This is a genomic window from uncultured Porticoccus sp. (assembly GCF_963975625.1).
In the GTDB taxonomy this organism is placed as follows: Bacteria; Pseudomonadota; Gammaproteobacteria; order Pseudomonadales; family Porticoccaceae; genus Porticoccus.
Genome location: NZ_CAXBHS010000001.1, coordinates 123,977 through 149,774, shown reverse-complemented (window position 1 = coordinate 149,774; position 25,798 = coordinate 123,977). Strand labels below are relative to the sequence as shown.

Below are 25,798 nucleotides of genomic sequence, written 5' to 3'. Positions count from 1 at the left end.
TGACCTCAGGCGACCCGGCCCATTTTCCAGGAACCGCGACCCCGGTCCGTTTCGCGCCACAACTGGTCACTGAGGGAGGCCACCGTCTCGGTACAGCCATCATAAATCCAACGCGCCAGCGCTGTGGCGACATCGGGGTAACCGATGCGGGGTGCCACCGGCTCGCAATCAAACCAGAACGCCAGAGCGGCGCGGTCAATGCGGTCCTCAATGGCAGCGTAACCGAGCTGCTCCAGGGCAGCAGCATTGGCCAGTTGTTCTATCTGTCCACGGAGCGGCTTGGCCATAATCCGTTTGCCAAGCTGCAGGGCTTCACTGATCAATTCAAATCCCGCATTACAGATTACCCAATGGCTGTCGATCAGATCCTGCTGAAAACCGTCCCGACTCAGCGGACGAGTATGCAAATGACCATCGTCACGCCAACGTTGACCCGGGGCGTAAATGTAAAACTCATAGCGGGGAAACTGGCGAAACAGCGGCAAAAGTGCATCCTGATCTTCAAACGGCAGATAAACCAGCACACGCCTTTCCGTATCTCCCCGGGAGGCAAGGCCGTGCACAAGATCTACAATCGGCGGCAATATCGGCTGATCAAAATGGTGCCAGTGCAGGCCCACCGGAATGGTGACTGGCGCAAACCGTTGCAGGATCGTACGACTCAGCAGGTTTCCGCCACGCAGAGGAACCGGAAAAGAGAACGCATATTGGTGACCAATACCAACACAGGGAATACCCTGGCGACGCGCTGCTCTGGCAGTGACTGGCTCGTAGTCACTGATCACCAGATCGTAGCCTGTCAGATCCAGCGCCCTGATGTCCCGGTGTAACGTCAGCAGACTGGCATGCTGCAAAGTCTTCAGCGGTTGCAGTTGCCCGGCACAGGTATGAAAGGTCAGTCCGCGGCGACACTGGAAATCGTCAAACGGCGCCATATCAAAGTACGCATCCCGCGGCCTGCCGGAAAACAACCAGTCCACCTGGACATCCGGATAATGATCAAGCGCTCTGGCCATCGCCCGGGCGCGGGAAAGATGCCCATTACCCGTGCCCTGCACACCGTAGAAAATTCTCATAACAACAAACTGCCTGTTAATTGCAGGGCAACCCAGGCAAGGCTGCCACCAAGCAGAGCGCCGGCCAGCGTATCCAGCGGAAAATGAACGCCCAGTATCACTCGGGACAGGGCCACTAACGCCGCCCAGCCATAAAGGTAGCCCGCGATGCCAACAGGTGGCAGAAGTATTGTCAGTGCGGTGGCGACCAGAAATGCACCCGAGGTATGCCCGGAGGGGAAACTGAATTCATCCGATGCCGTAATCACGCTTTGGTAACCGGGAATAGCCCGTGGCGGCCGGTTGCGCCTGAAGCTGTTTTTCAGCACGTAATAGCTGACCCGTTCAATGGTAAAGCCGACTGTCAGCACAATCAGTAACTGTACCGCCAGGGGGATCGAGAACAGTGCCGCCAGTGCGGGGACTGCAGGATAGAGCCAGCCATCAGCACTGCAAGAGACCAGACGGGCAAACCTTCGAATGCCCTTGCGGGTATTCCACTGCACAATACGCAAAAAGGTGGCAACATCGAGCAAGTGGAGTGTTTGTAGCGCTTTTGGTGTTGTCATAAATCACACATTAGGCAGCCCGTGTGACAACCACATGAACGAAATATGACCATCCTGTGAAACAGATTGCCTGTCACAACTTTGCAGCTGGTAAAGTGTCAAAGTAAACGTAGTGGACGATTTGAGGGTTGATATGGGGATTACAGGCATCAGACAGGCGGCACTGATTGCACTGGTTATGGTTGCTGTGCAGACACAGGGGCAGACTGTCTACAAATCCGTCGATATCAACGGCAACGTGGTTTACAGCGATGCGCCGCTGGAAAATGCCGTGCTGGTGGAGACCATGACCCTGCCGGACACTGCCGGAAAAGACGGTGTTCAAGATGAAGCGGACGCCCGTATCGAACAGATGGCCAATACCACGGAACGCCTGCAACAGGACCGGGAAAAAAGAACCCAGGCCCGCAGAGAGGCTGAAGAGGCCATGATACCCGAACAATTGAGCACACCACCGGTGATCTACCGGGAAGAGCACTACTACAACAATTATTACCCCTATTACAATCGCCACCCCTACCGTCCTTTCTGGCAAAAACCCCAGCGGTATCCCCCACGCTATCGCAGTGGTGAGCGTTACAATAACGACAGCCTACTGGTGCCGAAATCAAAACTGCTGACACCCTCCCCACATCAATGAGAAAATCCCGGCCCGGTTCTGATCGCACCGGAACTCACTCAGGATCATCGCCACTTGTCGGAACTTAGCAAACCATGACAGAAACCACCAGACTGCCACTTTTTCCGCTGACGCAGCCGCTTTTTCCGGGCACGACGCTCAATCTGCAGATTTTTGAGCAGCGCTATCTGCGGATGATCACCGAGTGTTTTAAAAAAGAGCAGCCCTTCGGGATCGTACCCATACTGGAGGGGTCAGAAGTGGGCGCAGTGCCCAGAGTCTATCCTTGGGGAGTCATTGCCGAGATTATCGATTGGAGCCAACTTGAAAACGGCCTGCTGGGTATCATGATCCGCGGCAATCAACGGTTTCAGTTACTCAATAGCGAGGCGGAGCAGGATGGGCTGGTCACCGGCATGGTCCGGTTCTGCCCCCCGGACGAGCCACTTGAACTGGACGATTCAACGGCGGATCTGCTCGATCTGCTGATGGCGCTGGCGGAAGGTGACCCGATCGCCCAGCAAGAAACGTCTGTCGCCCCCCAGGATGCCAATGCACTGGGCTGGCAACTGGCCCGCCTGTTGCCCATAGAACCGGAGCTGCGAATCAGTCTGCTGGAGCTGAATGATCCGGGGGAACGCCTGCAACAGATTCGCAACTGGCTAATCACAATGAGCCAGAGCTAACCGCCCAACTAACCAGCCACACCGGACCACAAGTGGCTGACAAGGGCTGGCAATAATTCGTCACAGGGCAAGGACAGCTTCAGGGCCACCAGCCCATCCGCACGGGTTTTGCCCTGATTGATCACCGCAATCGGTTTGCCCTGCGCCGCGGCCCAGCGACAAAAACGGAACCCGGAATAAACCATCAGGGAGGAACCCACCACCAACAGGGCCTCGGCACGCTGAAGTTCTGCAGCCGCCTCGGCAACCACCTGCTGCGGCACCGTACCGCCAAAAAACACCGCATCCGGCTTGAGAGTACCCCCGCAAAATTGGCATTCGCACACCTGTAGCGCTGAATAATCCAGCTCGTCCAGCTCCGCGTCACCATCCGGCCCAACCTCCCCCACCTGTTGTGCAAAAGGACGGTTGTGCTGCTCCAGCCAACGCTGAATGTCTTCCCGATGAAATAACGCATCACAGCCCAGGCAACGCACGCGGTCAATCCGACCATGAAGGTCTATCACGCGACGACTTCCTGCCCGCTGATGTAACCCATCCACATTCTGGGTCACCACTGAACGAATCATACCCAGCGCCTCCAGCGCAGCCAGGGCAAAGTGCGAAGGACTGGGGCTGGCATCACGCATAAAGCGCCAGCCCACCATATTGCGGGCCCAGAAGCGTTGTCGGGTGCCGTGGTTATTGAGGAAATCCCCATGCTGTACCGGTGGCCTGCGCTGCCATTGCCCCTCATTGTTCCGGTAAGTCGGTACGCCGGATGAGGCACTGATACCGGCACCACTCAATACCAGCAAGTCCGGGTAACGGTGTACAAAATCAGCCAACAGCTGCAGAGGTTCATTGCCCATCATGGTGACTGATTGTGCCCCGGTTTTACGATTGTCGCCAATCGTCGTCTATTGCGCCTGTCGAATAAAAAATTTTCACTGGATCACCAGGACTTATCAGTCCTGCAACGATATAATACGCGGTCCTGAAATCACCGCACTGAATGACATGGATCTCAAAGCATACATGCAACAACTTGGGCAGCAGGCCAGGATCGCATCCCGGGCCATTGCCGCCGCCTCCACCGAGACAAAAAATGCTGCTCTACTGGCCATTGCCGAAGCGCTTGACAACAATCGGGCCAACGTCCTGAAGGCCAATGCGTTCGACATGCAAAACGGCCGCGACAATGGTCTGGATGCCGCACTACTTGATCGGCTCGAGCTGAATGATGCCCGTGTGGACGCCATGATCGAGGGCCTTCGTCAGGTCGCCGAATTGCCCGACCCTATCGGGGTTATCAGCGACAGAGAAACCCGCCCGAGCGGTATTGAAGTGGCCAGAATGCGCGTCCCCCTCGGCGTCGTAGGCATCATTTATGAGTCCCGTCCCAATGTCACGGTGGATGCCGCCAGCCTCTGCCTGAAGTCTGGCAATGCCACTATTCTCCGTGGCGGCAGTGAGGCCATTGAATCCAATCGGGCCATTGCCGACTGTATCCGGAAGGGACTCGCCAGCACCGGACTTCCCGAAACGATCGTGCAAGTAATTGAGATCACCGACCGGGCCGCAGTGGGCGAACTGATCACCATGACCGACTCTGTGGACGTGATTATCCCCCGCGGTGGCAAGAGCCTGATTGAACGGATCAGCTGCGAAGCACGGGTGCCTGTAATCAAGCATCTCGATGGCATTTGCCATGTCTATATCGACGATAAAGCCGATCTGGAGATGGCGTTCAATATTGCCATGAATGCCAAAACCCACCGCTACGGCGTCTGCAACGCCATGGAAACTTTGCTGGTGGCAAAGGCAGTGGCCAGCGAGATTCTTCCCAGACTGGCAGAGGCCTATCGGGCCAAGGGCGTGGAGCTGCGCGGCTGCGAGCAGACCTGTGCCATTATCGACTGCCCGCCTGCCACTGAAGAGGATTGGCATACGGAGTATCTTGCACCCATTTTGTCCATCAAGGTGGTCGCAGACATGGATGAGGCAATGACACATATCGCCCGCTATGGCTCCCATCACACCGAGTCCATCGTGACGACCGATGACAGCCGCAGCAGCCGTTTCCTGGCAGAAGTGGATTCCAGCTCTGTCATGGTCAATGCCTCCACACGCTTTGCCGACGGCTTTGAATACGGGCTGGGTGCGGAAATCGGCATTTCCACAGACAAAATTCATGCACGCGGCCCGGTGGGCCTCGAAGGACTCACCTCACAGAAATGGGTCGTGTTCGGCCACGGCGAAATTCGCCAATAGGAGTACTGCCGGGATATGCCCCAACCTTCTGCACAACGGCACGGTATTGGTCTGTTTGGCGGCACCTTTGACCCGGTACATATCGGTCATCTCCGCACCGCACTGGAACTGAAAAATGCCCTGGCACTTGCCGAGATGAGGCTAATGCCAAGTGCCCAGCCACCCCATCGCACACCACCTCGGGCTTCACCGCAGCAGAGAATGGCTATGCTGCAACTGGGCCTCGTCGACGAACCGGGCCTGGTGGCCGACGACCGCGAACTGCGTCGGGATGGCCCCTCCTATACCGTGGACAGCCTGATCGAGCTGCGCCTTGAAATCGGACCGGAAGTACCGCTGTGTCTGTGTATCGGCATGGATGCACTGCTGACCATCAATCAGTGGCACCGCTGGCGGGAACTGACTGACTTTGCCCATCTGGTGGTGGCCGCCAGGCCCGGCTGGCATCTGCCTGACTCGGGTGAAGTGTGGGATTTTGTCAATGGACACCGCATCCACCAAACAGGCGAACTGCAGACGACGGCGGCCGGCGGCCTGTTGATTCGGGAAATGACGCTGCTACCCATTTCCGCCACCGGGATTCGACAGGCACTGCAGCGGGGGGAATCCATCCGCTATCTGGTACCAGACGGCATTATTGATTACATTAACCAAAACCAGCTGTATTAACCAACAGGGTATTCAATGAGCAAAAAATTGATCGATATCGTGGTCACCGCCCTCGAAGATATCAAGGGCAAAGACATCGTTACTATGGACGTCAGCGATCTGACCGATGTCATGGACCAGATTGTGGTCGCCAGCGGCACCTCCAACCGGCAGGTCAAAGCACTTGCAGACAACGTCGTGGAAGACGCAAAAAAAGCGGGCTTCCAGCCGATCGGTGTCGAAGGAATGGACACCTCAGAATGGGTGCTGGTGGATTTTGGTGATATCGTGGTACATGTCATGCTCCCCGAGACTCGTCTTTTTTACGAGCTGGAAAAACTCTGGTCCGTTCGCCCCGGTAGCCCAAGAGTCAGCGGCGAGGAATAAAGTCCGATGCGACTGAGGATCCTTGCCATCGGCACAAAGATGCCCGACTGGGTGGAATCCGGCTGCAATGAATACCTCAAGCGCCTGCCCCCGGAACTGCGAATCGAGGTGCTCGAGTTGCCCCTTGGCAAGCGGGGCAAGGGGGCCGACATTCAGCGCGCAATCCTGCGGGAAGGCGAAGCGATGCTGAAAGCTATTGGCGAGCGGGACCAGGTCATCGCACTGGAGGTTCAGGGCAAGTCCTGGAGTACAGGGGATCTGGCTGTCAACTTGCAACACTGGCAGGGTTCCGGCGACAACGTCAGCCTGCTGGTCGGTGGCCCCGACGGCCTGGCACCAACGTGTCTGGCAAGAGCAGATAGCCGCTGGTCACTTTCCCCCCTGACGCTGCCCCACCCCCTGGTGCGTGTGTTACTGGCGGAACAGCTCTACCGCGCCTGGAGCATCAATGCCGGGCATCCCTACCACCGTTAATCAGCATCGCTGACTGACTCCGCCGGCACCCTGCAGAACCGGTCACGTGCAACCGGGTTTTCTGTCAGGCAGATTGGTTCACGAAGGCGATGCCCCGGCCTGCTGAACCAGCACCAGCAGAATCTGCGCCAGGGCTGCGCGTGTCATCTCCAGTGGCATGAACGGGGTTTCCGGCCACTGACGTCGAACCTGTATCGGCAGTGGCGGAATGTGAACAAAGCCACAGGCAAGGCCGGAGCCATTTTGCTGTGCCCAGTGCAGCGTCTGGTAGAGCAACTGATTACACAGATGGTTGCCCGCATGGTTCGATAGCGCCGCCGGAATTCCCTGTCGATTGAGGCGTTCTATCATCGCTTCCTGTCCCGGCAGGGTACTCCAGTAAGCTGCCGGGCCATCGATTTCAATCCTTTCCCCACGCGGCTGACAGCCCTCAATATCCGGGGAATCAAAATCCCTCAAATTGGTGGCCAATCGTTCCAGATTAACTTTATTGCGGCCCCGTGCCTGACCAGTGAAGACACAGAACTTCGGCTGACAGGCGGCTATTTCCGCCAACACGGCCTCGCGCAGACCAGCGATACTCAGGGGCAGAATGGCAAAATGAAGCCGCGGGCGAAGGGGTAGCAATTGCTGAGGCAGATCATCCCGCAGAGAGGACACCAGTGCTGCTGAGGCATTGACTTTATCGTGACCGGCATCGAAACCCGTGACCAGTATCGACATGGCAATAAACCTGCAAGTCCGTTCCGCGACGCGGGGTTACTGTTGCTCGTCGGGGATAAACAGGAGCGCATCGGAGTTGATGCAATAGCGCAACCCGGTGGGTTTCGGGCCATCCTGAAACACATGTCCAAGGTGTTCGCCACAGGCAGACAGCACTTCAACGCGCTTGCCCATCCATGACCAGTCATCCTCGAGCACAATATTGTCCAGCTTGTGTGATTTCCAAAAACTGGGCCAACCGGTCTGGGAATCGTACTTGTGATCGGAGCGGAAAACAGGGATGCGACAACCCGCCGTCACATAGGTACCCTTTTGTTTGTTCTCCAGTAAAGCACCGGTATAGGGGCGCTCGGTACCTTTCTTCCAGAGGATTTTGTACTGCGCTGGCGTCAGTATTTTTTGCCAGACTGCCTTGGGGATGGTGTCCATATCTCGCCCCTCTTGAATCAACTGACGGGCTTGCTCAACACTCATTTCCGCGGCGGAAACCGCCAGGGGGAGAGCAATCAAAAATGCCATCAGTGCGCTTAAACCGATATTTTTCATGATACAGCCTGTGGTTTTTAGGATGACGTTTTGACCACATCGAAGCGCCGGTGTTCATGAAGCGGCATGTTTTTTCGCAACTTGTTCAGATAAGCCAGATCTATATCTGCCGTAACCACCCCCGGCCCTGCATCCAGTTCCGCCAAGACCTGCCCCCAGGGGTCCACCAGAGCGGAACCACCCCAGGTCGGCCGCTTCTCATGAAACCGATCCCCCAGATTGGCACCGACCACATAACAGAGATTCTCCACCGCCCTGGCGCGCAATAGTAACTGCCAGTGCGCCTCTCCCGTCGCCGCTGTGAACGCCGAGGGAACCAAAAGAATATCCGCTCCCCGGGCCGACAGATAACGGTACAGTTCCGGAAAACGGAGATCGTAGCAGACCGTTAATCCCAGTTTGCCGAAGGGACTGTCCACCACCACTGGCTCACTGCCATGACGGTAGTCGTCAGACTCGCAGTAACGTCCCTGGCTATCGCCCACCTGCACATCGAACAGATGGATCTTCTGATAACTCGTCACTTCACTGCCATGTGCATCCAACACAAAACACATGGCCGCCGCACGCTCGTCTGCTGACTGGGCAACCGGAATGGTTCCGCCCACAATCCAGACCTGGTGGCGTTTTGCCTGTTCCGCAAGAAACTGTCTGGCCGGGCCACTGGCATCCTGCTCATCGCGGGCAATCGCCGGCAGATCCCGACACCCCTGATAAGCGAAATATTCCGGTAGCACCAACAGCTTTGCCCCCTGTTGGGCAGCCTGCTCTATCAGGGTCGCGGCCTGCTGCAAATTCCCCTGTAAACTGCCCTGATTGGTCATCTGAATGGCGGCAACACGACTCATTTTTCGCCCCCTTTGTCACTGAATATTTTTTGTACCTTGACCGAGGGGTCATCCCACGGCCCAGTAATTCGATAGCTGATACTGGACAGCTTGTCCACCTGCTTTTCAAACAACTTACTGGTGATATAAACCCCGGCGGCGGCGGGCAATCCACCAATCAATGCCGCCACCCAGGGCAGGTTGGTGCCCACCGGTAATGTGGTGACCAGCGACGCATCAATTTGCTCGGCAATCAGATCGGCGCTACCGGCCATCTTGATCCGACCGGAGGGCATTTTGACCAGCAGCGGCGGATCAAACTGCATGGTGCCCTCATTAAAGACCAGACCACCCTGCAGCTCATCAAAACTCATGCCTTTTTCAAACAGATCCGAAAAATCCAATTGGAGACGACGCAACCAGTTGTTGAAGTTGAATAACCCCACCAAGCGGATTAACGCATTCGCCGTGCCAGAGGGCGATTTATAAAAACGACCGTTCTCCAGTTGCAGCGACATGGCGCCAGTCATCGTGGAGGGGGATATCTCCCAAGGTTGGCCGAGCCAGTGCAAATCGGCAAAGAAGCGACCGGCCTCACTGTCCAGTGCCGGGGGGATACCCCAGTTTTCCATGACCTGACCCACATCACCCACACTGAACAGACCATCAAACTGTGTAGCGTAGATGCCATTCTTCAATGTCCAGAGTACCGAGGTATCGTAATCCATGCCCCCCAGTTGCAGTCCGAGCAGATTGGCATCAAGCGAGGAAATCAATACACCATCTGGCTGCGGCTCCGTCCTGAAGCTGACCCGCCCGAAGGTTCGCTCCCCCATGGCAAATTTTTTGATGGATAGTTGCATCAACGGGAACAGCGCCGGATCCAGACTGCCGTCTCCACCCCCAACCGCTTCCTGTTCGTGCACAGGGGCCGGGGCCGGTAAGGTCAGCCATTCCAGATCCAGCAGAATCGGTGACGAGGGGGCACCGGGAATCAGCGCCTGACCGGCGGCCTGTTTACTATCCAGCACCACCTGCCAATCGCCCTCGTGAAACCGGCCACTTCCCACCGCACGATCCACCGTCAGACCGGCCACCTCCAATTCGTCAACACGCGCATCAAACATCATCGTCAACGCTGTTGGGGCACTGACGTTTTCACTGGTGAGCTCGGTGAAATAGGGCTGCCATTCGGTCAGGGAAAAACGGTCCAGCTTACCGGTAATACGGAATTGGCCAAGGCCGGGCAACTCTGCCTCATCGTCGTGAATGGCCAACAGGCCGCGCGACAGCACGCCATTCTTTTGTTGCAGATGGGCGCGGAGCCCACCATCGGCGGCAATGCGAATATCCAGTTCCCTTGCCAGCGTGACATCCACCTGAATCTCTTTCAAAGAGGCCTGAGTTTTACCGGCAGGGGCCGGCAAATCGATCCCGACGCCTTCCAACCGACTGTTGACCTGCAACCTGATGGAACTTCCGTCGTCCTCAAGGGGCAGCCAGATTTTCGCCTCAACTGGTGTCTTCCCCTGTAAAATCCGCGTCGATGACAGATTGATAAACCGGGCCAGGGCCGGCATGGCGAGCAGCCCCTCTACATCCAGAAGAAGGTCATCTTCACCGGTAGAGAGATTCGCAACCACCGATTCACCCCAGAATTTACCCGTCACTCCTTCGCCATATAACCCCTTGCCATCGCGATAAGCGAGCGTGCCCTGCAATTGCTCAAAAGCAATGTCGCTGTCCGGCAGTGCCAGACCACTGTTCTGCAAGGTAGCATCAACGGTATAGGATCCCTCGGCGTTGTTGCCGGCGAGAGGAATCGTCAGGTCAATTGCCACCTCACTCTGACCGGAAATTTCCCAACCGGCCAGACCATCCACCCGACCCCGCAACGGCGACTGGGCCAGCACTGCTACGGCATCGCCGGTTGTCCCGCTGATATCGGCCTTGATCTGCAGTTGCTGCCCCTGGGCGAATGGTATTGGTCGCAACTGCACGACACCGCGCCGGATGGTCATTTTGCCGATATCAGCTGACAGAATCTCCGCATCCAGATCGCCGTCATCCAGAGTGATCACCGAATCCAACTGCTCCAGCGGCAACCAGTCGGGCTGGAACTGCAGCTTGCCGTTTTCAGTCTTCAGGTACAGCTGGATGGAACGTGTGCCTGGCCCACCATTCTCCAGTGGGCCTCGCCAGAGAAACCCGGCCTCCGGGAGAGCCATGTCCCCGACGGATTCATCAATCCACTTCAGCAGGCCGGGATCAAGATTGTCCGGTAGATAGCGCGGCATATAGCGGGTGTGGCTGTCCCGAATGCCGAGCAACAGTGTCATTTCCGCTTTTTCACCCGGCTTGCCGATGGGGATATCAAGGTACAGGTGCGCCCTGCCGATGCCCTCTTCACCCCCCATTTCCAGTGTGCCACTGGCAATTTTCAGATCCCGGTTCACCGCATCCCAGCGCCAGTGCAACTGGCCCCGGAAACTACTGTGCTCCATGTAATCATCAAAGACCTGCGGGTAGTGCATGGCAAAACCGTTCTGGCTATCCAGTTCAAGCAGGCCGCTGTCATTGGTCGCCTCCAGATATCCATTGATCTGACGGGTGGCCGGCGCGCCCCGCCAGGACGAAATGGCGACGTCGTCAAGATTGGTACGCAACTTCATCTTTGCCTGATCATCGTCAATCAACAGATCCAGATGTGCATTTCGAAGTAACCCGGCAGGTTGCAACTTACCTAGCACCTCAAGCACAGAAGTTGATGCCAGACCGGTTTTTGCCAGTATGTCATCCACCAGAGATAAATTGATCTGACTCACCGCCATTGATCCCTCGCCCCAACCAGCACCTACCTTTTGCAGGTAATTGATGGTCAGTGGCTCAATCGCGAGCTCACCCCACTGAAAATCGAGCTCCTGCAGACGCAACCCCCAGTTTTCGCCGGGCTTGAACCAGCCTGTCAAATCTGTACTGAAACGAGTCAGTGGCTCGACATCTTCCACCCAGTTCAAGGGTATTTCCGCGGCGGAAAGACGACCCTCCAGCATAGCCGGGCCACCATCCTGCATGTCGATCCATATCTCGCCCTCGATATCTGTACTGATATCACCGACACGATCTACCGCTTCCGGGAACCACCCCTTTGCTAGGGCGCTCAGGGAACCACTGAAGTCGATACGGTTGATTTTCAGGTAGGCCGACGCACTAAAATCCGCTATGTCCCGGTGGTCGCCCCGGGCCTCCACAATCAACTCCGCCACCGGGTCATGCCCCGCCAAACTCAATCCGGCCAACAGGCGGTGGAAGTCGCCGCTACTCTCCAGAAGAATATCCCGTGCTTCGATCCCGGCCTCGGTTCCGGAGTAAAACTTCAGGTTGGCTGACACCTTGCCAATGCCAGACATGTCACTGTCCAAGAGCATATCCAGCAGTCCGGTGCTATCCGTCCTCTGGCGATCTTCATAGGGCAGACCCGCAACCCGCCAGTGGCCGTCGGCATCCTCTACCAGCGTCAATGCCACTTCACCAATCCAAAGCTCACTTAACACCAGCTGGCGGGCCAAAAGTGTCTTGAGAAGGCTGACCTCCAGGGTTATCCGGTCGATAGATACTGCCGGTTGTTGTCCGCCATCCCCGGACACTTTCAGGCCGAGCGCGGTGATACGGGGCTTCAGCTGTTGCCAGTCACCCAGCAACTGCCGGGTTTCAACCTGCATGGCGAGTTGTTCAGAGAGAAAAAAGTTGATTTGTGTGCGGTAATTATCGAGGTTAACAATGGCCTCGCGACCGAGGGATACCAGCAATGCAATTAAGATCACCGACAGGGCCGCCAGTAACAGCAACCGTCTGACAATCGATTTCAGCATTTGCGCTGCTTTCAAAACCCGCTCCTGACAAGGACGCTCATTCAATCACTGTACAAGCTCAGCCCGCTGGACTAACGACGGCGCACTGCAGGCCGTGTGATGTGCCGTATTCACCGCACACTCGACGATTGGCGACGGGACTCCGGCAGCCATAATACGCGAGCGATCAATAAATAAAAATCCGGGATGCCAGCTGACCTACCCTGTACAACCGACTATACGGGGATGATGTCATACTGTTCCTGGTTGTACATTGTCTCCACCTGAAACTGGATCGATCGACCAATATATTTCTCGAGACCAGCTACATAATCCGACTCTTCATCCAGAAGCCGCTCTATCACCACTGACGCCGCCAGTACCAGAAATGACTGACACTCAAACGTGCGGGCCTCACGGAGAATTTCCCGCAGCAGATCATAGCAGACCGTCTCCACCGACTTCAGTGTCCCCCTGCCATCGCAGACCGGGCAGGCCACACAGAGCGTATGCCCCAGACTGGTACTGATCCGTTTGCGAGTCATTTCCACCAAACCAAGTTCAGACACGGTGACCACAGCAGTTTTGGCACGATCACGGGACAGCGCCTTCTCCAATGCCCGCATCACCTGACGGCGATGTTCTGCATCCTGCATATCAATAAAGTCGATAATGATAATACCGCCCAGGTTTCTCAGCCGCAGTTGACGCGCAATACTGTAAGCTGCCTCCAGGTTGGTCTTGAAAATGGTTTCCTCCAAATTGCGATGACCGACAAAGGCACCCGTATTAACATCCACGGTAGTCATTGCCTCGGTCTGTTCAATCACCAACGACCCCCCGGATTTCAGCGAGACTTTTTTGTCCAGCGCACGACTGATTTCATCTTCGACACCAAACAGATAAAACAGTGGCCGTTCGTCCTTATAGTACTCGATCATCGAGGTCAAATCGGGATTGAACTGCCGGGTAAACACCAGCAGCTTGTTGAACACCTCGCGGGAGTCCACCCGGACCTTCTCGACCTGTAATTGCCCCATGTCCCTGATGGCCCGAAGGTACAAGGGCAGATCCTCATAAACAATCGCAGGTGCGACAACCCCTTTGGCGGCTTTTTCCACAGAGACCCAGAGCTGCTGCAAAAACACCACTTCGCGACTCAGCTCGGAACCCTCAACCCCCTCTGCCGAGGTGCGAATAATATAGCCACCGGTGCTATCGGATTCCACCAGTATGGTGTCGAGGTCAGAGCGCAAACGCTGCCGCTCCTGCTCATCGGCAATGCGCTGCGAAACACCCACGTGATCCACGTTGGGCATGTAGACGAGCAACCTTGAAGAGACAGTCAAACGGGTAGAGAGACGGGCCCCCTTGGTGCTGATCGGATTTTTAATGACCTGCACCAGCAGTGACTGGCCCTCGCGAAGGTAGAGGCGGATATCCGGGGCACTGTTACTACTGGCATTTGTTTCCGGGCGAAGAATATCGTCCACATGTATAAACCCGGCCTTGTCGAGCCCGATATCGACAAAAGCCGCCTGCATACCGGGAAGCACACGCACCACCTTGCCTTTATAGATATTGCCAACAGGCCCACGGCTCAGGGTGCGCTCAATGCTGACTTCCTGCAGTACGCCATTTTCCACGAACGCTACCCGTGACTCCATCGGCGTGATATTGACCAGAATTTCCGTGCTCATGTATCCCTCCACCAGGCGATATCGAAGGCCTGGAGCAACTGACAGGTCTCTGCAAGCGGCAAACCCACAACACTTGAGTAACTGCCCTTAATTGCTGTCACGAAAACCCCGCCAAGTCCCTGTATGGCGTAAGCGCCGGCCTTATCTACCGGTTCACCCGTCTGCCAGTATCGCTCACACTCTTCTGGTGACAGCGTTCTGAAAGTGACCTGTGTTTCCGTGCAACTCAACAATTGCCGTTCCCCCAACACCATGGCGACCGCAGACAATACCCGATGTGTGGTACCCGACAGGCGGCGCAGCATGGATAAGGCCTGCTGCCGGTCTGCAGGTTTACCATAGATGTCCGGCCCAACGACCACCGCCGTATCGGCACCCAATACGGGCACACCGGATAATGGGCTGACAAGCCAGCCCGCTCGCGCTTTTTGCAGCGCAATCCGCTGTACATAATCAACGGCAGGCTCGCCGGGGAGAACGGATTCATCCACGTCGACCGGCGCGATGAGAAACCGGCAGCCGATCTGGCGCAACAGGTCGGCCCGCCGGGGAGAAGCGGAGGCAAGTACAAAATCAGCCTGTAATTGCATAGTCAAATCGCCAGTCGCAACAGATTACCCGGGGGCAACAGAGTCAGGGGCCGGGAGAAATCTCCTCTTCGCCCCAGCGGGTCCAGTGCAGACGGCTTAACACGATCACAAGCACTGGCCAGAACAACATGGAAGATACTGCCGGGGCAAGCCGCACTGTGCCCTGCCAGTCGAAGCGGAGTATCAGGGTCAGCACATAAACCAGACATTGGCTCAAAGCTACCAATAACAATACCAGTATGGCCTGATGCACCAGCCTGAAATGTCGCATACGTTGCTGCAACAACAGCAGAATACACGCGCAAATGGCAAACACCAGTGCATGTCGGCCAATCAGATCACCAATGACAAAATCGAGCGCCAGTCCGCACAGCCAGGCAAAACCGATCCCGTGCAAGAGCGGACGACGAAACAACCAGTAACAGACTGTCAGCAGAACAAACTGGGGCCGCCATTGGGCGGCAGCAGCGGAGAGAGGCAGCATCTGCAGCAGAATCGCAATCAGTATGGTCAACGCACTCCAGACATAAACTGATGGACTATCTTGTACCATCCCGATCCTCTCCCAGTGTCTCAATAGCGGAAAACACCAACAGCAGATGCCGGCTGCGATCGATTTTTGCCGAGGGCGTCAAGGTCACCTCCAGATAAGCCTGGCCCGGCAACACCCTTACCGAAGTGACAGTGCCCACCGGGTAGCCAGACGGAAAACGTCCTCCCAACCCGGAACTGACCAACTGATCGCCTTCCTCTATATCTGTACTATTGGCCACATAGCGAAGAGACAGTTTGTTGTAATCACCCATGCCCTCGACAATCGAGCGCACACCGTTGCGCAACACCTGCACGGGCAGTGCATGGGCACTATCGGTAATCAGCAACACCTTGCTACTGCTGCGGTAAACCTCAATCACCTGCCCCATCAGGCCATCGGCGTCGAGCACGGGCTGACCCACGTAGACATCGTGATCTTCGCCACGGTCGATCATAATAGTGTGGCGGGTCGGGTCGGGTGTAACCCCGACCAACTCGGTTACCATGACACTGTCCTGCAGCATCTCGGTAGCGTTCAGCAGGTTGCGCAGCCGCACATTTTCTGCGGTGACTTCCGCCATCCGCTGCATGCGGGCCTTGTAGATCAGCAGCTCGGTGCGCAGCTGTTCATTGTTTTCTTCCAGCTCCCGCCTCGCCACCACCGTTTCCTGCCCGTACTCACTCAGGCGGGCAGGGATGTTCGACACCCAGTAAAGGGGCACGGTGACTTCTGCCAGCCACCGTTGTGCGGGCTTGAGCCATGGGGTAAAACTGTCGACAAACAGGAGAATCAGCCCAAGGGCTACCAGTAACAGTAAACGCTGTACAGGTGACGAGCTTTTGGAAAACAGATTCTTGATAGCAACACCCCGTATTGTTATTGATGATCTGGGGTCAGAACCAGTAAGTACCCTGTCAGGATGACATCACATCCATACTGCGCTTGTCCATCATGTCCAGCGCCTTGCCGCCACCGCGGGCCACGCAGGTCAAAGGATCTTCAGCAACAATTACCGGCAGACCGGTTTCGTGGATGATCAACCGGTCCAGATCACAGAGCAACGCACCACCGCCCGTCAGTACGATACCGGTTTCGGCAATATCCGAGGCAAGCTCTGGAGGTGATTGTTCCAGCACCCGTTTAACAGCCTGGACAATGGCTGCCAGCGGCTCCTGCAGGGCTTCAAGAATTTCGTCGCTGTTGAGCTGAAACTGTTTTGGCACACCTTCCGCCAGATTCCGGCCGCGCACATCAATCTCACGAACCTCACTGGCCGGGTAGGCACTGCCAATTTCCATCTTGATACGCTCAGCCGTGGTGTCACCAATCACGCTGCCATACTTGCGACGCACATAATTGCTGATTGATTCATCAAATCTGTCACCACCAATGCGGATCGAATCCGAGAACACCACACCGTTCAGGGACAGAATGGCAATTTCAGTGGTACCACCACCGATATCCACCACCATGGAACCGCAGGCCTCATCCACCGGCATACCAGCACCGATCGCAGCGGCCATCGGCTCCTCAATCAAGAATACCTCCCGTGCGCCGGCACTGTAGGCAGACTCGCGAATGGCGCGCTTCTCCACCTCGGTGGCCATGCAGGGCACACAGATCAACACCCGGGGGCTCGGTGGAATCAGACTGTGGGAATGTACTTTCTTGATAAAATGCTGGAGCATTTTTTCAGTGACCTGAAAATCGGCGATAACCCCGTCCTTCATCGGTCGGATAGCGGTAATATTGCCCGGCGTACGACCCAGCATGCGCTTCGCTTCGACACCCACAGCCTCGACAATTTTCTGACCCTGGTGATGACGGATAGCTACAACGGAAGGCTCGTTCAGAACAATGCCTTTTTCGCGAACATAAATCAGTGTATTTGCGGTGCCCAGATCGATCGACAGATCATTTGAAAAAATACCGCGCAATCTTTTTAACATCTATTTTTACCTTGTTGGCCATTTTAGTCCGGTACAGGGTGACCGATGGCGCTGAAATCTGGCAACTCTACCAATCGCGACAACACAGGGCAAGATTTAAGTCCTTGATCCCCGTACAAAATCACTATCCGAGCACTCCTTCAGAGTACCCCTGCGGTTGCGGATGTGGTAACTTACGCCCCTCATTTTGTCAGACCAAAATCAGGCACTGACCGTCTCTGTTAACAGCGCAGAATCATACCATGACTATCGAACGTGCAGACATCGAAAAGCTCGCAGAATTGGCGCGCATCGAACTGAATGATGCCACCATCACTGAAACCACCCGCAGTATCGCGGACGTGCTGGCACTGGTAGACCAATTGCAGGCTGCCAATACCGAGGGCGTCACCCCGATGGCCCACCCCACCGACGCGATTCAGCGCCTGCGGCCTGACGTGGTCACCGAAACCAACCAGCGCGAGGCATTTCAGGCCATCGCCCCCGCCGTCGAAGGGGGCCTTTACCTGGTTCCCAAAGTCATCGACTGAGGACGCTCGCAAGCCATGCATAACAAAACCCTCGCAGAGATCATTGCCGGCCTGAACAGCGGCGCCTTCTCCAGTGTGGAAATCACCGGCCACCTGCTGAACCGCATCCGGCAACTGGATCCACAATACAACAGCTTTATTACCGTGACTGCCGAGGCCGCGCTGGCCAGTGCCGAAGCCGCCGATCGACAGCGCGCCAGTGGCAGCGTACCGCTGTTCTGCGGCGTGCCGATTGCGCACAAGGACATCTTCTGCACCAACGGCGTGCGCACCAGTTGCGGCTCGAAAATGCTCGACAACTTTGTGCCGCCCTACAATGCCACCGTGGTTGAGAATTTTGCTCAGGCCGGCGCGGTAATTCTGGGCAAGACCAATATGGACGAGTTCGCGATGGGCTCCTCCAACGAAACCAGCTATTACGGCCCGGTCAAAAACCCCTGGGACATCAACTGCGTACCCGGCGGCTCCTCCGGTGGCTCCGCTGCGGCACTGGCTGCCCGTCTGACCCCCGGCGCCACTGCCACCGATACCGGTGGTTCGATTCGCCAGCCCGCAGCACTGTGCGGCGTCACCGGACTAAAGCCCACCTATGGTCGTATATCCCGCTGGGGCATGATTGCTTTTGCCTCCAGTCTCGATCAGGCAGGTCCGATGGCCCGCTCCGCCGAGGACTGCGCACTGATGCTTAATGCCATGGCCAGTTTTGACCCGAAGGACTCCACCTCGATTGACCGGGAGGTGCCGGATTACACCGTCGACCTCAATCAGCCACTGAGCGGCCTGAAAATCGGCATACCGAAGGAGTATTTCGGCGAGGGCCTTAACCCCGGCACCGAACAGGCGGTGCGCGAAGCGCTGACCGAATACGAGAAACAGGGTGCCACGCTGGTGGATATCAGTCTGCCCCATTCTCACCTGGCGGTGCCCGCTTATTATGTGATTGCACCGGCAGAGGCCTCCGCCAATCTGTCCCGCTTCGACGGGGTGCGCTACGGCTATCGCTGCGAGGACCCGAAGGATTTGCGCGACCTCTACATGCGCACTCGCGGCGAAGGCTTTGGCGACGAGGTGAAACGCCGCATTCTGGTGGGCGCCTACTGCCTGTCGGCGGGTTATTACGATGCCTACTACCGCAAGGCCCAGCAGGTGCGCCGCCTGATCAAACAGGATTTTGTCGATGCCTTTGCGATGGTGGATGTGATTATGGGGCCTACTTCGCCCTCGCCCGCTTTTGCGTTTGGCGCCAAGGGGGACGACCCGGTAGCCATGTACCTGGAAGATGTTTTCACCATTGCCACCAATCTGGCGGGCCTGCCCGGCATGTCCCTACCCTGTGGTTTTGTGGACAACAGGCCGGTGGGCTTGCAGATTATCGGCAACTATTTTGACGAGGGCCTGATGTTGAACGCAGCCCACCAGTTCCAGCGGGCCACCGACTGGCACCAGCGCACACCGGAGGGCCTTGAATAATGCAATGGGAAACCGTCATCGGCCTCGAAGTCCACGTGCAACTGGCCACCCAATCGAAAATCTTTTCCGGCGCCAGCACCGCCTTTGGCGCCGAGCCCAACACCCAGGCCTGCGCCATCGACCTCGCCATGCCCGGCACCTTGCCGGTGCCCAATGAACAGGCATTTCGCGATGCCATCATGTTCGGTCTGGCCATCGATGCCGACATCGCCCGCACCTCGATGTTCGAGCGCAAAAACTATTTCTACCCGGATCTGCCCAAGGCCTATCAGACCACCCAGCTGGAAAAGCCCATCGTCGGTCGTGGCCACGTGGACATCGAACTGGCGGACGGCAGCAAGAAATCCATCCGCATTCACCACGCCCATTTGGAAGAAGACGCAGGAAAATCCCTGCATGAAGGCTCTTTTGAGATACACGGGCACGGCATGACCGGCATCGACCTCAACCGCGCCGGCACACCGCTGATCGAGATCGTCTCCGAACCGGATATGCGTAACGCCGAAGAAGCGGTGGCCTTTGCCCGCAAGCTGCACAGCATCGTCACCTCGCTGGGTATCTGCGACGGCAACATGTCACAGGGCTCCATGCGTTTCGACGTCAATATATCCGTACGCCCCAAGGGCAGCGACACCTTCGGCACCCGCACCGAAACCAAGAACCTCAACTCCTTCAAGTTCATGGAAGATGCCATCGCCATGGAAGTAGAGCGCCAAATCGACCTGATCGAGGACGGCGGCAAAGTCATTCAGGAAACCCGGCTCTACAATGGCGACACCAAACAGGCTCGCGCCATGCGCAGCAAGGAAGAAGCCAACGACTACCGCTACTTCCCCTGCCCGGACCTGTTACCCATTGTGTTCGAAGACGACTATATCGAGCAGATTCGTCAGTCCCTGCCGGAACTGCCGGATGCCCGCCGCGACCGCTTTATCGAGCAGTACGGTCTGTCCCGCTACGATGCCAACAGCCTCAGCGGGGATGCCGCCATCGCGCAATTCTTTCAGACCGCTGCCGCTGGTAGCGATGCAAAACTGGCTGCCAACTGGATCATGGGTGAACTGTCCGCACGGCTCAACGCCGAGGACAGGGCCATTCAGGACAGCCCGGTCAGCGCCGACCAACTGGCGGGCATGATTGCGCGCCTCAAAGACGGCACCATCTCCAGCAAAATGGCCAAACAGGTGTTCGACGCCATGTGGAATGGCGAGGGCGACGCCGACAGCATCATCGAAGCTCGTGGCCTGAAACAGGTCTCCGACAGCAGTGCCATTGAAGCACTGGTAGACGACGTCATCGCCAGCAGCCCCCAGCAAGTGGATAACTACCGCAACGCCGACGACGCCAAGCGACCCAAAATGCTCGGCTACTTCGTCGGCCAGATCATGAAAGCGTCCAAAGGTCAGGCCAACCCGCAGCAGGTCAATGATGTGTTGCTGGAAAAACTCAACGCCCTTCTCTAACGATCAACCAATATACAGAACCTTTTTATGGCACTGAAAAAAGACAAGCGCAAAGTACTCGGCGAATTTTTCGACGACGAGCGGATAAAAACCTTTCTCGACTTCGAGCCACCAGAAGGTGTTGATGCCGACTTTCATGTGTTGGAAAAAGCCTACCGGGGCATGAACATCGAAAACTTCGAAACCTTTATCAAATTCTTCCTCGAGGATGGCCGCAACCTCAATGCCACCAACTTCGACGGCAAAACCCTGTTAGAACTGGTCAGTCAACATCGCCTCGGCGAAGACTATGCCGATGTGCTAAAAGCCAACGGTGCCAGGTAACCCAACCTGCCCTTACCTTTGCTAAAGCCCTTTATAGATTACTGAGGGGGCTGCGCACGCCCTGTGCTCCCTGCTTCAGTACGTGGGTATAGATTTCAGTGGTTTTCACATCGGAATGCCCCAGCTGCTCCTGCACTGTGCGGATATCAGCACCTGACTGAAGTAGATGAGTGGCAAAGGAATGGCGCAACGTGTGACAACTTACTTCCTTCTGTATGCCGGCCATCTTCGCCGCACGCTTGATCTGTTTGTTCACACTGGTCTCATCGTAGTGGTGTCTGCGAATCAAGCCACTCGCCGCATCAATGCTCAAACGTGAAGCGGGAAAGAAATACTGCCAATTCAGGCTTTTGGTAGCATTCGGATACTTCCTCGCCAATGCATCCGGCATCCAAACACCAGCAAAGGCGGGGTTAGCGATATCTTGCTGGTGATAAAAAGTCACTTGCTTTAGATGCTTGCGCAGCGGTTCGACCAACTCTTTCGCCATCGTCACTATCCGGTGTTTGCCGCCCTTACCGAACATGACGCGCACTTGCTTGAAATCAAAGTCAACATCCTTAACGCGCAGCCGAACCAGCTCGATGCGTCTCAGCCCAGAACCGTAAAGCAGTCCACCCATCAGGTAATGCACACCTGCCAATTGGCCAAGTAGCATCTTTACTTCCTCCTGGGTCAGCACCACCGGGAGCTTCCTTTGACGATTCGCTCGCTGAAAATGCTCGAGTGGCTCAATAGACTGAGATAAAAATTTTGTTTTGAGAAACACCAGTGCATTCAAGGCAACAGCCTGCGTACTCGGGGATACGTGTCGCTCCACAGCCAGAAACGTAAGGAAACGCTCAATATCAACCGAGCCCAATTCCCTGGGATGTTGCTTTCCGCAAAACACTATGAAATATTTGATCCAGTACAAGTACGCCGCAATGGTCCGCTTACTGTAGTTGCGAACCTGCATATATGAAGCTATGGATTCAAGAAAGGGAGATTTTGCCATGCCAGCCTCATCCATGAAGTCTGTTGTACACCCCATTGAGAGTAGCAGAAAAATTAAAGAGGGCAAGCCCTCTTTAATAAGCAGCCCCTTTCTAGAAGTCAAAATAAACCTTTTACAATCAATAAATTAACTAATTTTGCATTTTTCTTATTGTAAATTATGAGGAATGCACTCTAATAATTATTATGATGGCAAAGCCATCATTAACATACTGTTAAAAATACAAGGAACTTATGAGCGAGTGGCATAAAGAAGAAACATATAAATCCATGATCCAGATTAGCACTGTGGTCATGAAGTTTATTTTTACTGCCAATGGTGGCGCTGCAGTGGCAATGCTCACTTTTTCGGGTCACCTTTACGCTAAGGGTTCTATTCCGCCAGATTTCAGTATTGCAATGCTGTTTTTTCTTGGTGGTGTTCTTGCCGGCGCTCTGACCGCTGTATTTAGCTATATGACCCAGCTCACGTTGTTTCGCGAAGAGATGGGACGGGAAACAAGAGATAAGCATCACACGCCTATGCGTATAGCAGCTTTGTTTGCAATCATTGGTATTGGTATGTTCGGTGGTGGGTCATGGCTTGCAGTCAATGCCATGTAATTTTTAACAAGGCGGTGTTGTCGCCTTCGGCTGGGACTGCCATTCCGCTAGCGCTCCATGTCAGCCCCAAACCGCGGCGTTATATTTCTGAGGGAGTCCAAAATTGCTAAACAGGTCAGCTTTAATCCTCCGCTACAAAGAGCCCGCAGTGCGCTGGATCAACAAAGCTGATCCGAACCCCGATGGCCCGGCAATCACGCTAGACGATGTTAACGAGGAACGTACCGTTTACCTCATTGACGAGGAAGTGGCCGACACTCCTGAACAACTCAGAAAATGGGTCAAAGCTAACTTTCGCCCCCTATTTGAGAGCGAGCTTGGCGGGTGGTACGTCGACCCTGATTTATGGCCCCGGAAGCTCACCCTGAAATTGTTCGACGAGTGGTTTACGGTCGAATGCCACACAATGATTTTCGATACGGTTGGTGGTCCAATTGAGGACGACGAAATATAACAAGGCGCATCAGTATGCGGTGTACTTCCCCAATGATAGTCAGGAGGAAAGGATGACTAAAAGGATTATTGGTATTTCGTTGTTAATGCTCTTTGTAATACCAATCCACGCCCAGAGTTCCAACCCTGGTTTTAACGCCACATGCAAAGATCTCAATACTCATGGGTATCGCGCTGCAAACGACCTTCAGGGGAACAGCATGCCTGGTGGTTGGACAACGAGCGAGAAATTCAATTCAACTTGGCAGTTCAGTTTCACTCCTCCTGACAAGTTACTTATTGATGGAAAACCCGCTTATATCTTGGCGCAGAACACAGGAGTTATCATTGCCGCTGAAGCACCGGCCGCAAATAGTAATTCCGCCGGCGTGTGGACGTACGCTATACACCTAGGCATGAAAAAGATCCTCGCTTCGCAAGTAAACGCCGCTGGAAACTTCGATCCACGCACTCAAATCATAAAGGCCCGCACTACGAATTTTAATTGCGATTTCGACCTAAACTAACGAGCTATGTAACAAAGCCAGTCACCGAGACGGCTACTCATTGCGGCTTCGCCTGCATTCCGCAGGCGCGCATACTGGAAGCGCTATTCGTCTTACTCGAATGTCCGCTATGCGACCGTCCCGCATCCTACGCGCCACCTAAACAAAAGCGAACATTCGCCGCACCCCCAATTCCAGGCTTTACGCCCCTTAAACGGGTAAGCAATGCCCCATCAAGAACTTGGCAAACGATCAAAAGGGCTGACGGTTCCAGCACGTCGATCGCCAATGACATGCGTGTAGATTTCTGTCGTTCGAATGTCGCTATGCCCAAGAATTTCCTGAACCGTCCTGATATCGCTCCCCGATCTCAATAACTCTGTCGCAAAGGCATGCCGAAAGGTATGAGCCGTCACACGCTTGGTGATTCCCGTGGCCAGAACGGCCTGCCTCAATCGCCGCGAGTACGATGAATGATGAAGATGGTGGCGGCACACATAACCAGCGATGGGATGAACGCATCTTGTTACGGATGGGAACAGGTACTGCCAACCAAAGTCCTTCATGGCCGGTCCATACTTCTTGTGAAGTGAGGCCGGCACTGACGTAAGCCCGAATCCATCGGCCAGATCGGACTCATGTACAGCCCTGACATGGGCGAATTGTCGCTCCATGTTTTCTCTTAGATTGCCTGGAATCAGTGTGTATCGATCTTTTCGTCCCTTACCGTTGAATACGAGCAAACTGCGGCTTTTTAGGTCGATGTCTTTCACGCGAAGCGAAAGAGCTTCGTTGATTCTCAAACCGCATCCATAAAGAAGCGCAGTGATGAGCCAATACTCTGCATCCATGTTTTGAAGAATAGAAGCAACTTCATCGGGACTCAGAACGGTTGGCATGCGTCGAGGCGTTTTCGTCATCTTATACTGTAGGTTTTCAATCTCCCGCTTCAGCACATGCTTGTAGACAAAAATAATCGCGCATAGCGCCTGATTTTGAGTGCCCGGACTGACTCCCCGATTGACGGCGAGGTGATTCAGGAAACGCTCAATTTCGTGATTACCCATGACTTTTGGGTGCTTCTTGTCATTGAAAAGGATGAACTGACGAACCCAGTAAAGATAGGACTTCTCGGTTCGGTAGCTGTACTGCTTTGTCCTAATTTCTGTGCGGACCGATTGTAGAAACGGTGATTTCGACACGCTCGCCCTCCGTGGCTGAATGCTGTATGTACGTACAGTTATAATAAAAAACACCCAAAAACGCCAAAATTCTTGCGGCTTAATTTGCACGGCCCTGCTCGCTTTTCACAATGCATCTCTGTAGGTATCTGTTTCAGCATGGGAAAAATTCGACCCACTGGATTTAACGTGCAAAAACGTGCATAAATATCCCGCGTGCACACTTTTCACAGAACCAAAAGCTCAAAAGCCCCCTGAGATGGAGGGGTAATGATCTGAAAAATCGAGGTTATTCAGGTTGTGAAGCAGTATTGGACTGGGTGATGGTGTTGCGGTTTAATAAGAAAGCAAACTAATAAGCTGTTAGGTTTCTTCTGCAAAGGGAGGAAAGCATCATGAGCTACGCAAAGTGTCCTAAGTGCCACGGTACAGGCCGAGTTTCTACCCTAACGAATCCGAATGAGCCAAACAAAGTCAGCGCGGGCTGGGGGTCACTCCGGTGTGACCGATGCCATGGCCAAGGCATTGTTCATGGCATGGGTGGAGGTGGAGGTGCAGGTGCAGGCAGTCAGCTGATGGCAATAGTCATGGGTCTATTTCTTCACCCTATATACTCGTATTTTGGATTCTGGCTGGTATGTACCGTTCTGTTATTGACCCTAGGAGAAGTGTTGGGGCCATCGCTCGGCCTGCACGACCTTCCGACCTGGTATTTCTTTTCAGCTACGACCATTCCAGTCGCTTTGGCCGTGCTGTTAAGAAAAAGAATCCCGGCGCTGATGAAGTGGATATTCTATATCCTGATTGTCGGTATCGTTCTTTTTATTAGCGCCGCGATTATCTCGGTAATTATCGAAAAGACGGCATCTGGCTAAGTACTG

Annotated in this window: 28 protein-coding genes; 14 read left to right on the top strand and 14 right to left on the bottom strand. The window is 55.1% G+C overall.

What is annotated here, in order from left to right:
- Positions 1 to 5 precede the first annotated feature (5 nt).
- Both AACZ64_RS00715 and AACZ64_RS00710 read right to left on the bottom strand, forming a co-directional pair.
- Entirely contained in the window at positions 6 to 1,076 is a 1,071-nt protein-coding gene (locus AACZ64_RS00715) for an MJ1255/VC2487 family glycosyltransferase (protein ID WP_293613919.1), read from the bottom strand.
- Complete coding sequence (locus AACZ64_RS00710; RefSeq protein WP_293613920.1) at positions 1,073 to 1,624, bottom strand: phosphatase PAP2 family protein; 552 nt, start codon at positions 1,622 to 1,624, stop codon at positions 1,073 to 1,075. Before AACZ64_RS00710 ends, AACZ64_RS00715 begins: the two co-directional genes overlap by 4 nt.
- Before the next feature lie 112 nt (positions 1,625 to 1,736).
- Between AACZ64_RS00710 and AACZ64_RS00705 the strand changes: the two genes are divergently transcribed.
- Positions 1,737 to 2,264, top strand: a complete 528-nt coding sequence (locus AACZ64_RS00705) for a DUF4124 domain-containing protein (protein WP_293613921.1) — start codon at positions 1,737 to 1,739, stop codon at positions 2,262 to 2,264.
- Between the two features lie 74 nt (positions 2,265 to 2,338).
- Complete coding sequence (locus AACZ64_RS00700; RefSeq protein ID WP_293613922.1) at positions 2,339 to 2,929, top strand: LON peptidase substrate-binding domain-containing protein; 591 nt, start codon at positions 2,339 to 2,341, stop codon at positions 2,927 to 2,929.
- 8 nt (positions 2,930 to 2,937) lie between these two features.
- Here AACZ64_RS00700 and AACZ64_RS00695 read toward each other — a convergent pair whose 3' ends face one another.
- The gene (locus AACZ64_RS00695; protein WP_293613923.1) at positions 2,938 to 3,783 is read right to left on the bottom strand and encodes an NAD-dependent protein deacetylase; all 846 of its coding nucleotides are present in this window, start codon (positions 3,781 to 3,783) and stop codon (positions 2,938 to 2,940) included.
- A gap of 145 nt (positions 3,784 to 3,928) precedes the next feature.
- Here AACZ64_RS00695 and AACZ64_RS00690 point away from each other — a divergent pair, with 145 nt between their 5' ends.
- Genes AACZ64_RS00690 through rlmH form a run of 4 tightly spaced genes read left to right on the top strand, consistent with a single transcriptional unit; the run spans position 3,929 to position 6,691 of the window.
- Positions 3,929 to 5,182: a glutamate-5-semialdehyde dehydrogenase gene (locus AACZ64_RS00690; RefSeq protein WP_293613924.1), complete on the top strand. Its 1,254-nt coding sequence runs from the start codon at positions 3,929 to 3,931 to the stop codon at positions 5,180 to 5,182.
- 15 nt (positions 5,183 to 5,197) lie between these two features.
- Entirely contained in the window at positions 5,198 to 5,851 is a 654-nt protein-coding gene (nadD, locus tag AACZ64_RS00685; RefSeq protein ID WP_293613925.1) for a nicotinate-nucleotide adenylyltransferase, read from the top strand.
- 15 nt (positions 5,852 to 5,866) lie between these two features.
- The gene (rsfS, locus tag AACZ64_RS00680; RefSeq protein ID WP_293613926.1) at positions 5,867 to 6,217 is read left to right on the top strand and encodes a ribosome silencing factor; all 351 of its coding nucleotides are present in this window, start codon (positions 5,867 to 5,869) and stop codon (positions 6,215 to 6,217) included.
- A 6-nt stretch (positions 6,218 to 6,223) separates the two neighbouring features.
- Positions 6,224 to 6,691 carry a 23S rRNA (pseudouridine(1915)-N(3))-methyltransferase RlmH gene (rlmH, locus tag AACZ64_RS00675; protein ID WP_293613927.1) on the top strand — a complete coding sequence of 156 codons (468 nt, stop codon included), beginning with the start codon at positions 6,224 to 6,226 and terminating at the stop codon, positions 6,689 to 6,691.
- 78 nt (positions 6,692 to 6,769) lie between these two features.
- On the opposite strand, the gene AACZ64_RS00670 is transcribed toward rlmH, so the two are convergent.
- From AACZ64_RS00670 to AACZ64_RS00630, 9 genes are all read right to left on the bottom strand, one after another.
- Positions 6,770 to 7,414, bottom strand: coding sequence for a hypothetical protein (locus AACZ64_RS00670; protein ID WP_293613928.1), 645 nt, complete (start codon positions 7,412 to 7,414; stop codon positions 6,770 to 6,772).
- Between the two features lie 36 nt (positions 7,415 to 7,450).
- The gene (msrB, locus tag AACZ64_RS00665; RefSeq protein ID WP_293613929.1) at positions 7,451 to 7,960 is read right to left on the bottom strand and encodes a peptide-methionine (R)-S-oxide reductase MsrB; all 510 of its coding nucleotides are present in this window, start codon (positions 7,958 to 7,960) and stop codon (positions 7,451 to 7,453) included.
- A 17-nt stretch (positions 7,961 to 7,977) separates the two neighbouring features.
- Positions 7,978 to 8,808, bottom strand: coding sequence for a carbon-nitrogen hydrolase family protein (locus AACZ64_RS00660; RefSeq protein ID WP_293613930.1), 831 nt, complete (start codon positions 8,806 to 8,808; stop codon positions 7,978 to 7,980).
- Entirely contained in the window at positions 8,805 to 12,674 is a 3,870-nt protein-coding gene (locus AACZ64_RS00655) for a YhdP family protein (RefSeq protein ID WP_339639580.1), read from the bottom strand. The genes AACZ64_RS00660 and AACZ64_RS00655 overlap by 4 nt, the downstream gene beginning before the upstream one ends.
- Before the next feature lie 200 nt (positions 12,675 to 12,874).
- Positions 12,875 to 14,338 (bottom strand): ribonuclease G, encoded by a 1,464-nt coding sequence (gene rng / locus AACZ64_RS00650; protein WP_293613932.1) that lies wholly within the window; start codon positions 14,336 to 14,338, stop codon positions 12,875 to 12,877.
- Positions 14,335 to 14,928 (bottom strand): Maf family protein, encoded by a 594-nt coding sequence (locus tag AACZ64_RS00645; protein WP_036858501.1) that lies wholly within the window; start codon positions 14,926 to 14,928, stop codon positions 14,335 to 14,337. Before AACZ64_RS00645 ends, rng begins: the two co-directional genes overlap by 4 nt.
- Before the next feature lie 43 nt (positions 14,929 to 14,971).
- Positions 14,972 to 15,481: a rod shape-determining protein MreD gene (gene mreD, locus AACZ64_RS00640; protein ID WP_051921098.1), complete on the bottom strand. Its 510-nt coding sequence runs from the start codon at positions 15,479 to 15,481 to the stop codon at positions 14,972 to 14,974.
- The gene (gene mreC / locus AACZ64_RS00635; protein ID WP_081890787.1) at positions 15,468 to 16,313 is read right to left on the bottom strand and encodes a rod shape-determining protein MreC; all 846 of its coding nucleotides are present in this window, start codon (positions 16,311 to 16,313) and stop codon (positions 15,468 to 15,470) included. Before mreC ends, mreD begins: the two co-directional genes overlap by 14 nt.
- Before the next feature lie 64 nt (positions 16,314 to 16,377).
- Positions 16,378 to 17,412: a rod shape-determining protein gene (locus AACZ64_RS00630; RefSeq protein ID WP_036858503.1), complete on the bottom strand. Its 1,035-nt coding sequence runs from the start codon at positions 17,410 to 17,412 to the stop codon at positions 16,378 to 16,380.
- 242 nt (positions 17,413 to 17,654) lie between these two features.
- Here AACZ64_RS00630 and gatC point away from each other — a divergent pair, with 242 nt between their 5' ends.
- Genes gatC through AACZ64_RS00610 form a run of 4 tightly spaced genes read left to right on the top strand, consistent with a single transcriptional unit; the run spans position 17,655 to position 21,199 of the window.
- Entirely contained in the window at positions 17,655 to 17,942 is a 288-nt protein-coding gene (gene gatC, locus AACZ64_RS00625; RefSeq protein ID WP_036858504.1) for an Asp-tRNA(Asn)/Glu-tRNA(Gln) amidotransferase subunit GatC, read from the top strand.
- Positions 17,943 to 17,957: 15 nt separating this feature from the next.
- Entirely contained in the window at positions 17,958 to 19,412 is a 1,455-nt protein-coding gene (gatA, locus tag AACZ64_RS00620; protein ID WP_339639578.1) for an Asp-tRNA(Asn)/Glu-tRNA(Gln) amidotransferase subunit GatA, read from the top strand.
- Complete coding sequence (gene gatB, locus AACZ64_RS00615) at positions 19,412 to 20,875, top strand: Asp-tRNA(Asn)/Glu-tRNA(Gln) amidotransferase subunit GatB (protein ID WP_339639577.1); 1,464 nt, start codon at positions 19,412 to 19,414, stop codon at positions 20,873 to 20,875. The genes gatA and gatB overlap by 1 nt, the downstream gene beginning before the upstream one ends.
- A gap of 27 nt (positions 20,876 to 20,902) precedes the next feature.
- Positions 20,903 to 21,199, top strand: coding sequence for a PA4642 family protein (locus AACZ64_RS00610; protein WP_293613936.1), 297 nt, complete (start codon positions 20,903 to 20,905; stop codon positions 21,197 to 21,199).
- A gap of 31 nt (positions 21,200 to 21,230) precedes the next feature.
- Here the strand turns inward: AACZ64_RS00610 and AACZ64_RS00605 are convergent, their stop codons facing one another.
- On the bottom strand, positions 21,231 to 22,211 hold the full coding sequence (locus AACZ64_RS00605; protein WP_339639575.1) for an integron integrase: 981 nt from the start codon (positions 22,209 to 22,211) through the stop codon (positions 21,231 to 21,233).
- 218 nt (positions 22,212 to 22,429) lie between these two features.
- On the opposite strand from AACZ64_RS00605, the gene AACZ64_RS00600 reads away from it, so the two are divergent.
- The 3 genes from AACZ64_RS00600 (at position 22,430) to AACZ64_RS00590 (ending at position 23,757) form a co-directional block, all read left to right on the top strand.
- The gene (locus tag AACZ64_RS00600; RefSeq protein WP_293613938.1) at positions 22,430 to 22,798 is read left to right on the top strand and encodes a hypothetical protein; all 369 of its coding nucleotides are present in this window, start codon (positions 22,430 to 22,432) and stop codon (positions 22,796 to 22,798) included.
- Positions 22,799 to 22,946: 148 nt separating this feature from the next.
- A complete protein-coding gene (locus AACZ64_RS00595; RefSeq protein ID WP_222562900.1) occupies positions 22,947 to 23,252 on the top strand; it encodes a hypothetical protein in 306 nt (101 codons plus the stop codon).
- A gap of 52 nt (positions 23,253 to 23,304) precedes the next feature.
- Positions 23,305 to 23,757, top strand: coding sequence for a hypothetical protein (locus AACZ64_RS00590; RefSeq protein WP_222562901.1), 453 nt, complete (start codon positions 23,305 to 23,307; stop codon positions 23,755 to 23,757).
- A 212-nt stretch (positions 23,758 to 23,969) separates the two neighbouring features.
- Here AACZ64_RS00590 and AACZ64_RS00585 read toward each other — a convergent pair whose 3' ends face one another.
- Positions 23,970 to 24,938: an integron integrase gene (locus tag AACZ64_RS00585; protein ID WP_008169685.1), complete on the bottom strand. Its 969-nt coding sequence runs from the start codon at positions 24,936 to 24,938 to the stop codon at positions 23,970 to 23,972.
- Between the two features lie 554 nt (positions 24,939 to 25,492).
- On the opposite strand from AACZ64_RS00585, the gene AACZ64_RS00580 reads away from it, so the two are divergent.
- Positions 25,493 to 25,792 carry a hypothetical protein gene (locus tag AACZ64_RS00580; protein WP_293613939.1) on the top strand — a complete coding sequence of 100 codons (300 nt, stop codon included), beginning with the start codon at positions 25,493 to 25,495 and terminating at the stop codon, positions 25,790 to 25,792.
- The last annotated feature ends 6 nt before the right edge of the window (positions 25,793 to 25,798 follow it).

Excerpts from the sequence above, each read along its gene's own strand:
- AACZ64_RS00715 (WP_293613919.1), bottom strand. The coding sequence starts at position 1,076 with ATGAGAATTTTCTACGGTGTGCAGGGCACGGGTAATGGGCATCTTTCC.
- AACZ64_RS00710 (WP_293613920.1), bottom strand. The coding sequence starts at position 1,624 with ATGACAACACCAAAAGCGCTACAAACACTCCACTTGCTCGATGTTGCC.
- AACZ64_RS00700 (WP_293613922.1), top strand. The coding sequence starts at position 2,339 with ATGACAGAAACCACCAGACTGCCACTTTTTCCGCTGACGCAGCCGCTT.
- AACZ64_RS00695 (WP_293613923.1), bottom strand. The coding sequence starts at position 3,783 with ATGATGGGCAATGAACCTCTGCAGCTGTTGGCTGATTTTGTACACCGT.
- AACZ64_RS00690 (WP_293613924.1), top strand. The coding sequence starts at position 3,929 with ATGGATCTCAAAGCATACATGCAACAACTTGGGCAGCAGGCCAGGATC.
- nadD (WP_293613925.1), top strand. The coding sequence starts at position 5,198 with ATGCCCCAACCTTCTGCACAACGGCACGGTATTGGTCTGTTTGGCGGC.
- rsfS (WP_293613926.1), top strand. The coding sequence starts at position 5,867 with ATGAGCAAAAAATTGATCGATATCGTGGTCACCGCCCTCGAAGATATC.
- rlmH (WP_293613927.1), top strand. The coding sequence starts at position 6,224 with ATGCGACTGAGGATCCTTGCCATCGGCACAAAGATGCCCGACTGGGTG.
- AACZ64_RS00670 (WP_293613928.1), bottom strand. The coding sequence starts at position 7,414 with ATGTCGATACTGGTCACGGGTTTCGATGCCGGTCACGATAAAGTCAAT.
- msrB (WP_293613929.1), bottom strand. The coding sequence starts at position 7,960 with ATGAAAAATATCGGTTTAAGCGCACTGATGGCATTTTTGATTGCTCTC.
- AACZ64_RS00660 (WP_293613930.1), bottom strand. The coding sequence starts at position 8,808 with ATGAGTCGTGTTGCCGCCATTCAGATGACCAATCAGGGCAGTTTACAG.
- rng (WP_293613932.1), bottom strand. The coding sequence starts at position 14,338 with ATGAGCACGGAAATTCTGGTCAATATCACGCCGATGGAGTCACGGGTA.
- AACZ64_RS00645 (WP_036858501.1), bottom strand. The coding sequence starts at position 14,928 with ATGCAATTACAGGCTGATTTTGTACTTGCCTCCGCTTCTCCCCGGCGG.
- mreD (WP_051921098.1), bottom strand. The coding sequence starts at position 15,481 with ATGGTACAAGATAGTCCATCAGTTTATGTCTGGAGTGCGTTGACCATA.
- AACZ64_RS00630 (WP_036858503.1), bottom strand. The coding sequence starts at position 17,412 with ATGTTAAAAAGATTGCGCGGTATTTTTTCAAATGATCTGTCGATCGAT.
- gatC (WP_036858504.1), top strand. The coding sequence starts at position 17,655 with ATGACTATCGAACGTGCAGACATCGAAAAGCTCGCAGAATTGGCGCGC.
- gatA (WP_339639578.1), top strand. The coding sequence starts at position 17,958 with ATGCATAACAAAACCCTCGCAGAGATCATTGCCGGCCTGAACAGCGGC.
- gatB (WP_339639577.1), top strand. The coding sequence starts at position 19,412 with ATGCAATGGGAAACCGTCATCGGCCTCGAAGTCCACGTGCAACTGGCC.
- AACZ64_RS00610 (WP_293613936.1), top strand. The coding sequence starts at position 20,903 with ATGGCACTGAAAAAAGACAAGCGCAAAGTACTCGGCGAATTTTTCGAC.
- AACZ64_RS00605 (WP_339639575.1), bottom strand. The coding sequence starts at position 22,211 with ATGGATGAGGCTGGCATGGCAAAATCTCCCTTTCTTGAATCCATAGCT.
- AACZ64_RS00600 (WP_293613938.1), top strand. The coding sequence starts at position 22,430 with ATGAGCGAGTGGCATAAAGAAGAAACATATAAATCCATGATCCAGATT.
- AACZ64_RS00590 (WP_222562901.1), top strand. The coding sequence starts at position 23,305 with ATGACTAAAAGGATTATTGGTATTTCGTTGTTAATGCTCTTTGTAATA.
- AACZ64_RS00580 (WP_293613939.1), top strand. The coding sequence starts at position 25,493 with ATGGCAATAGTCATGGGTCTATTTCTTCACCCTATATACTCGTATTTT.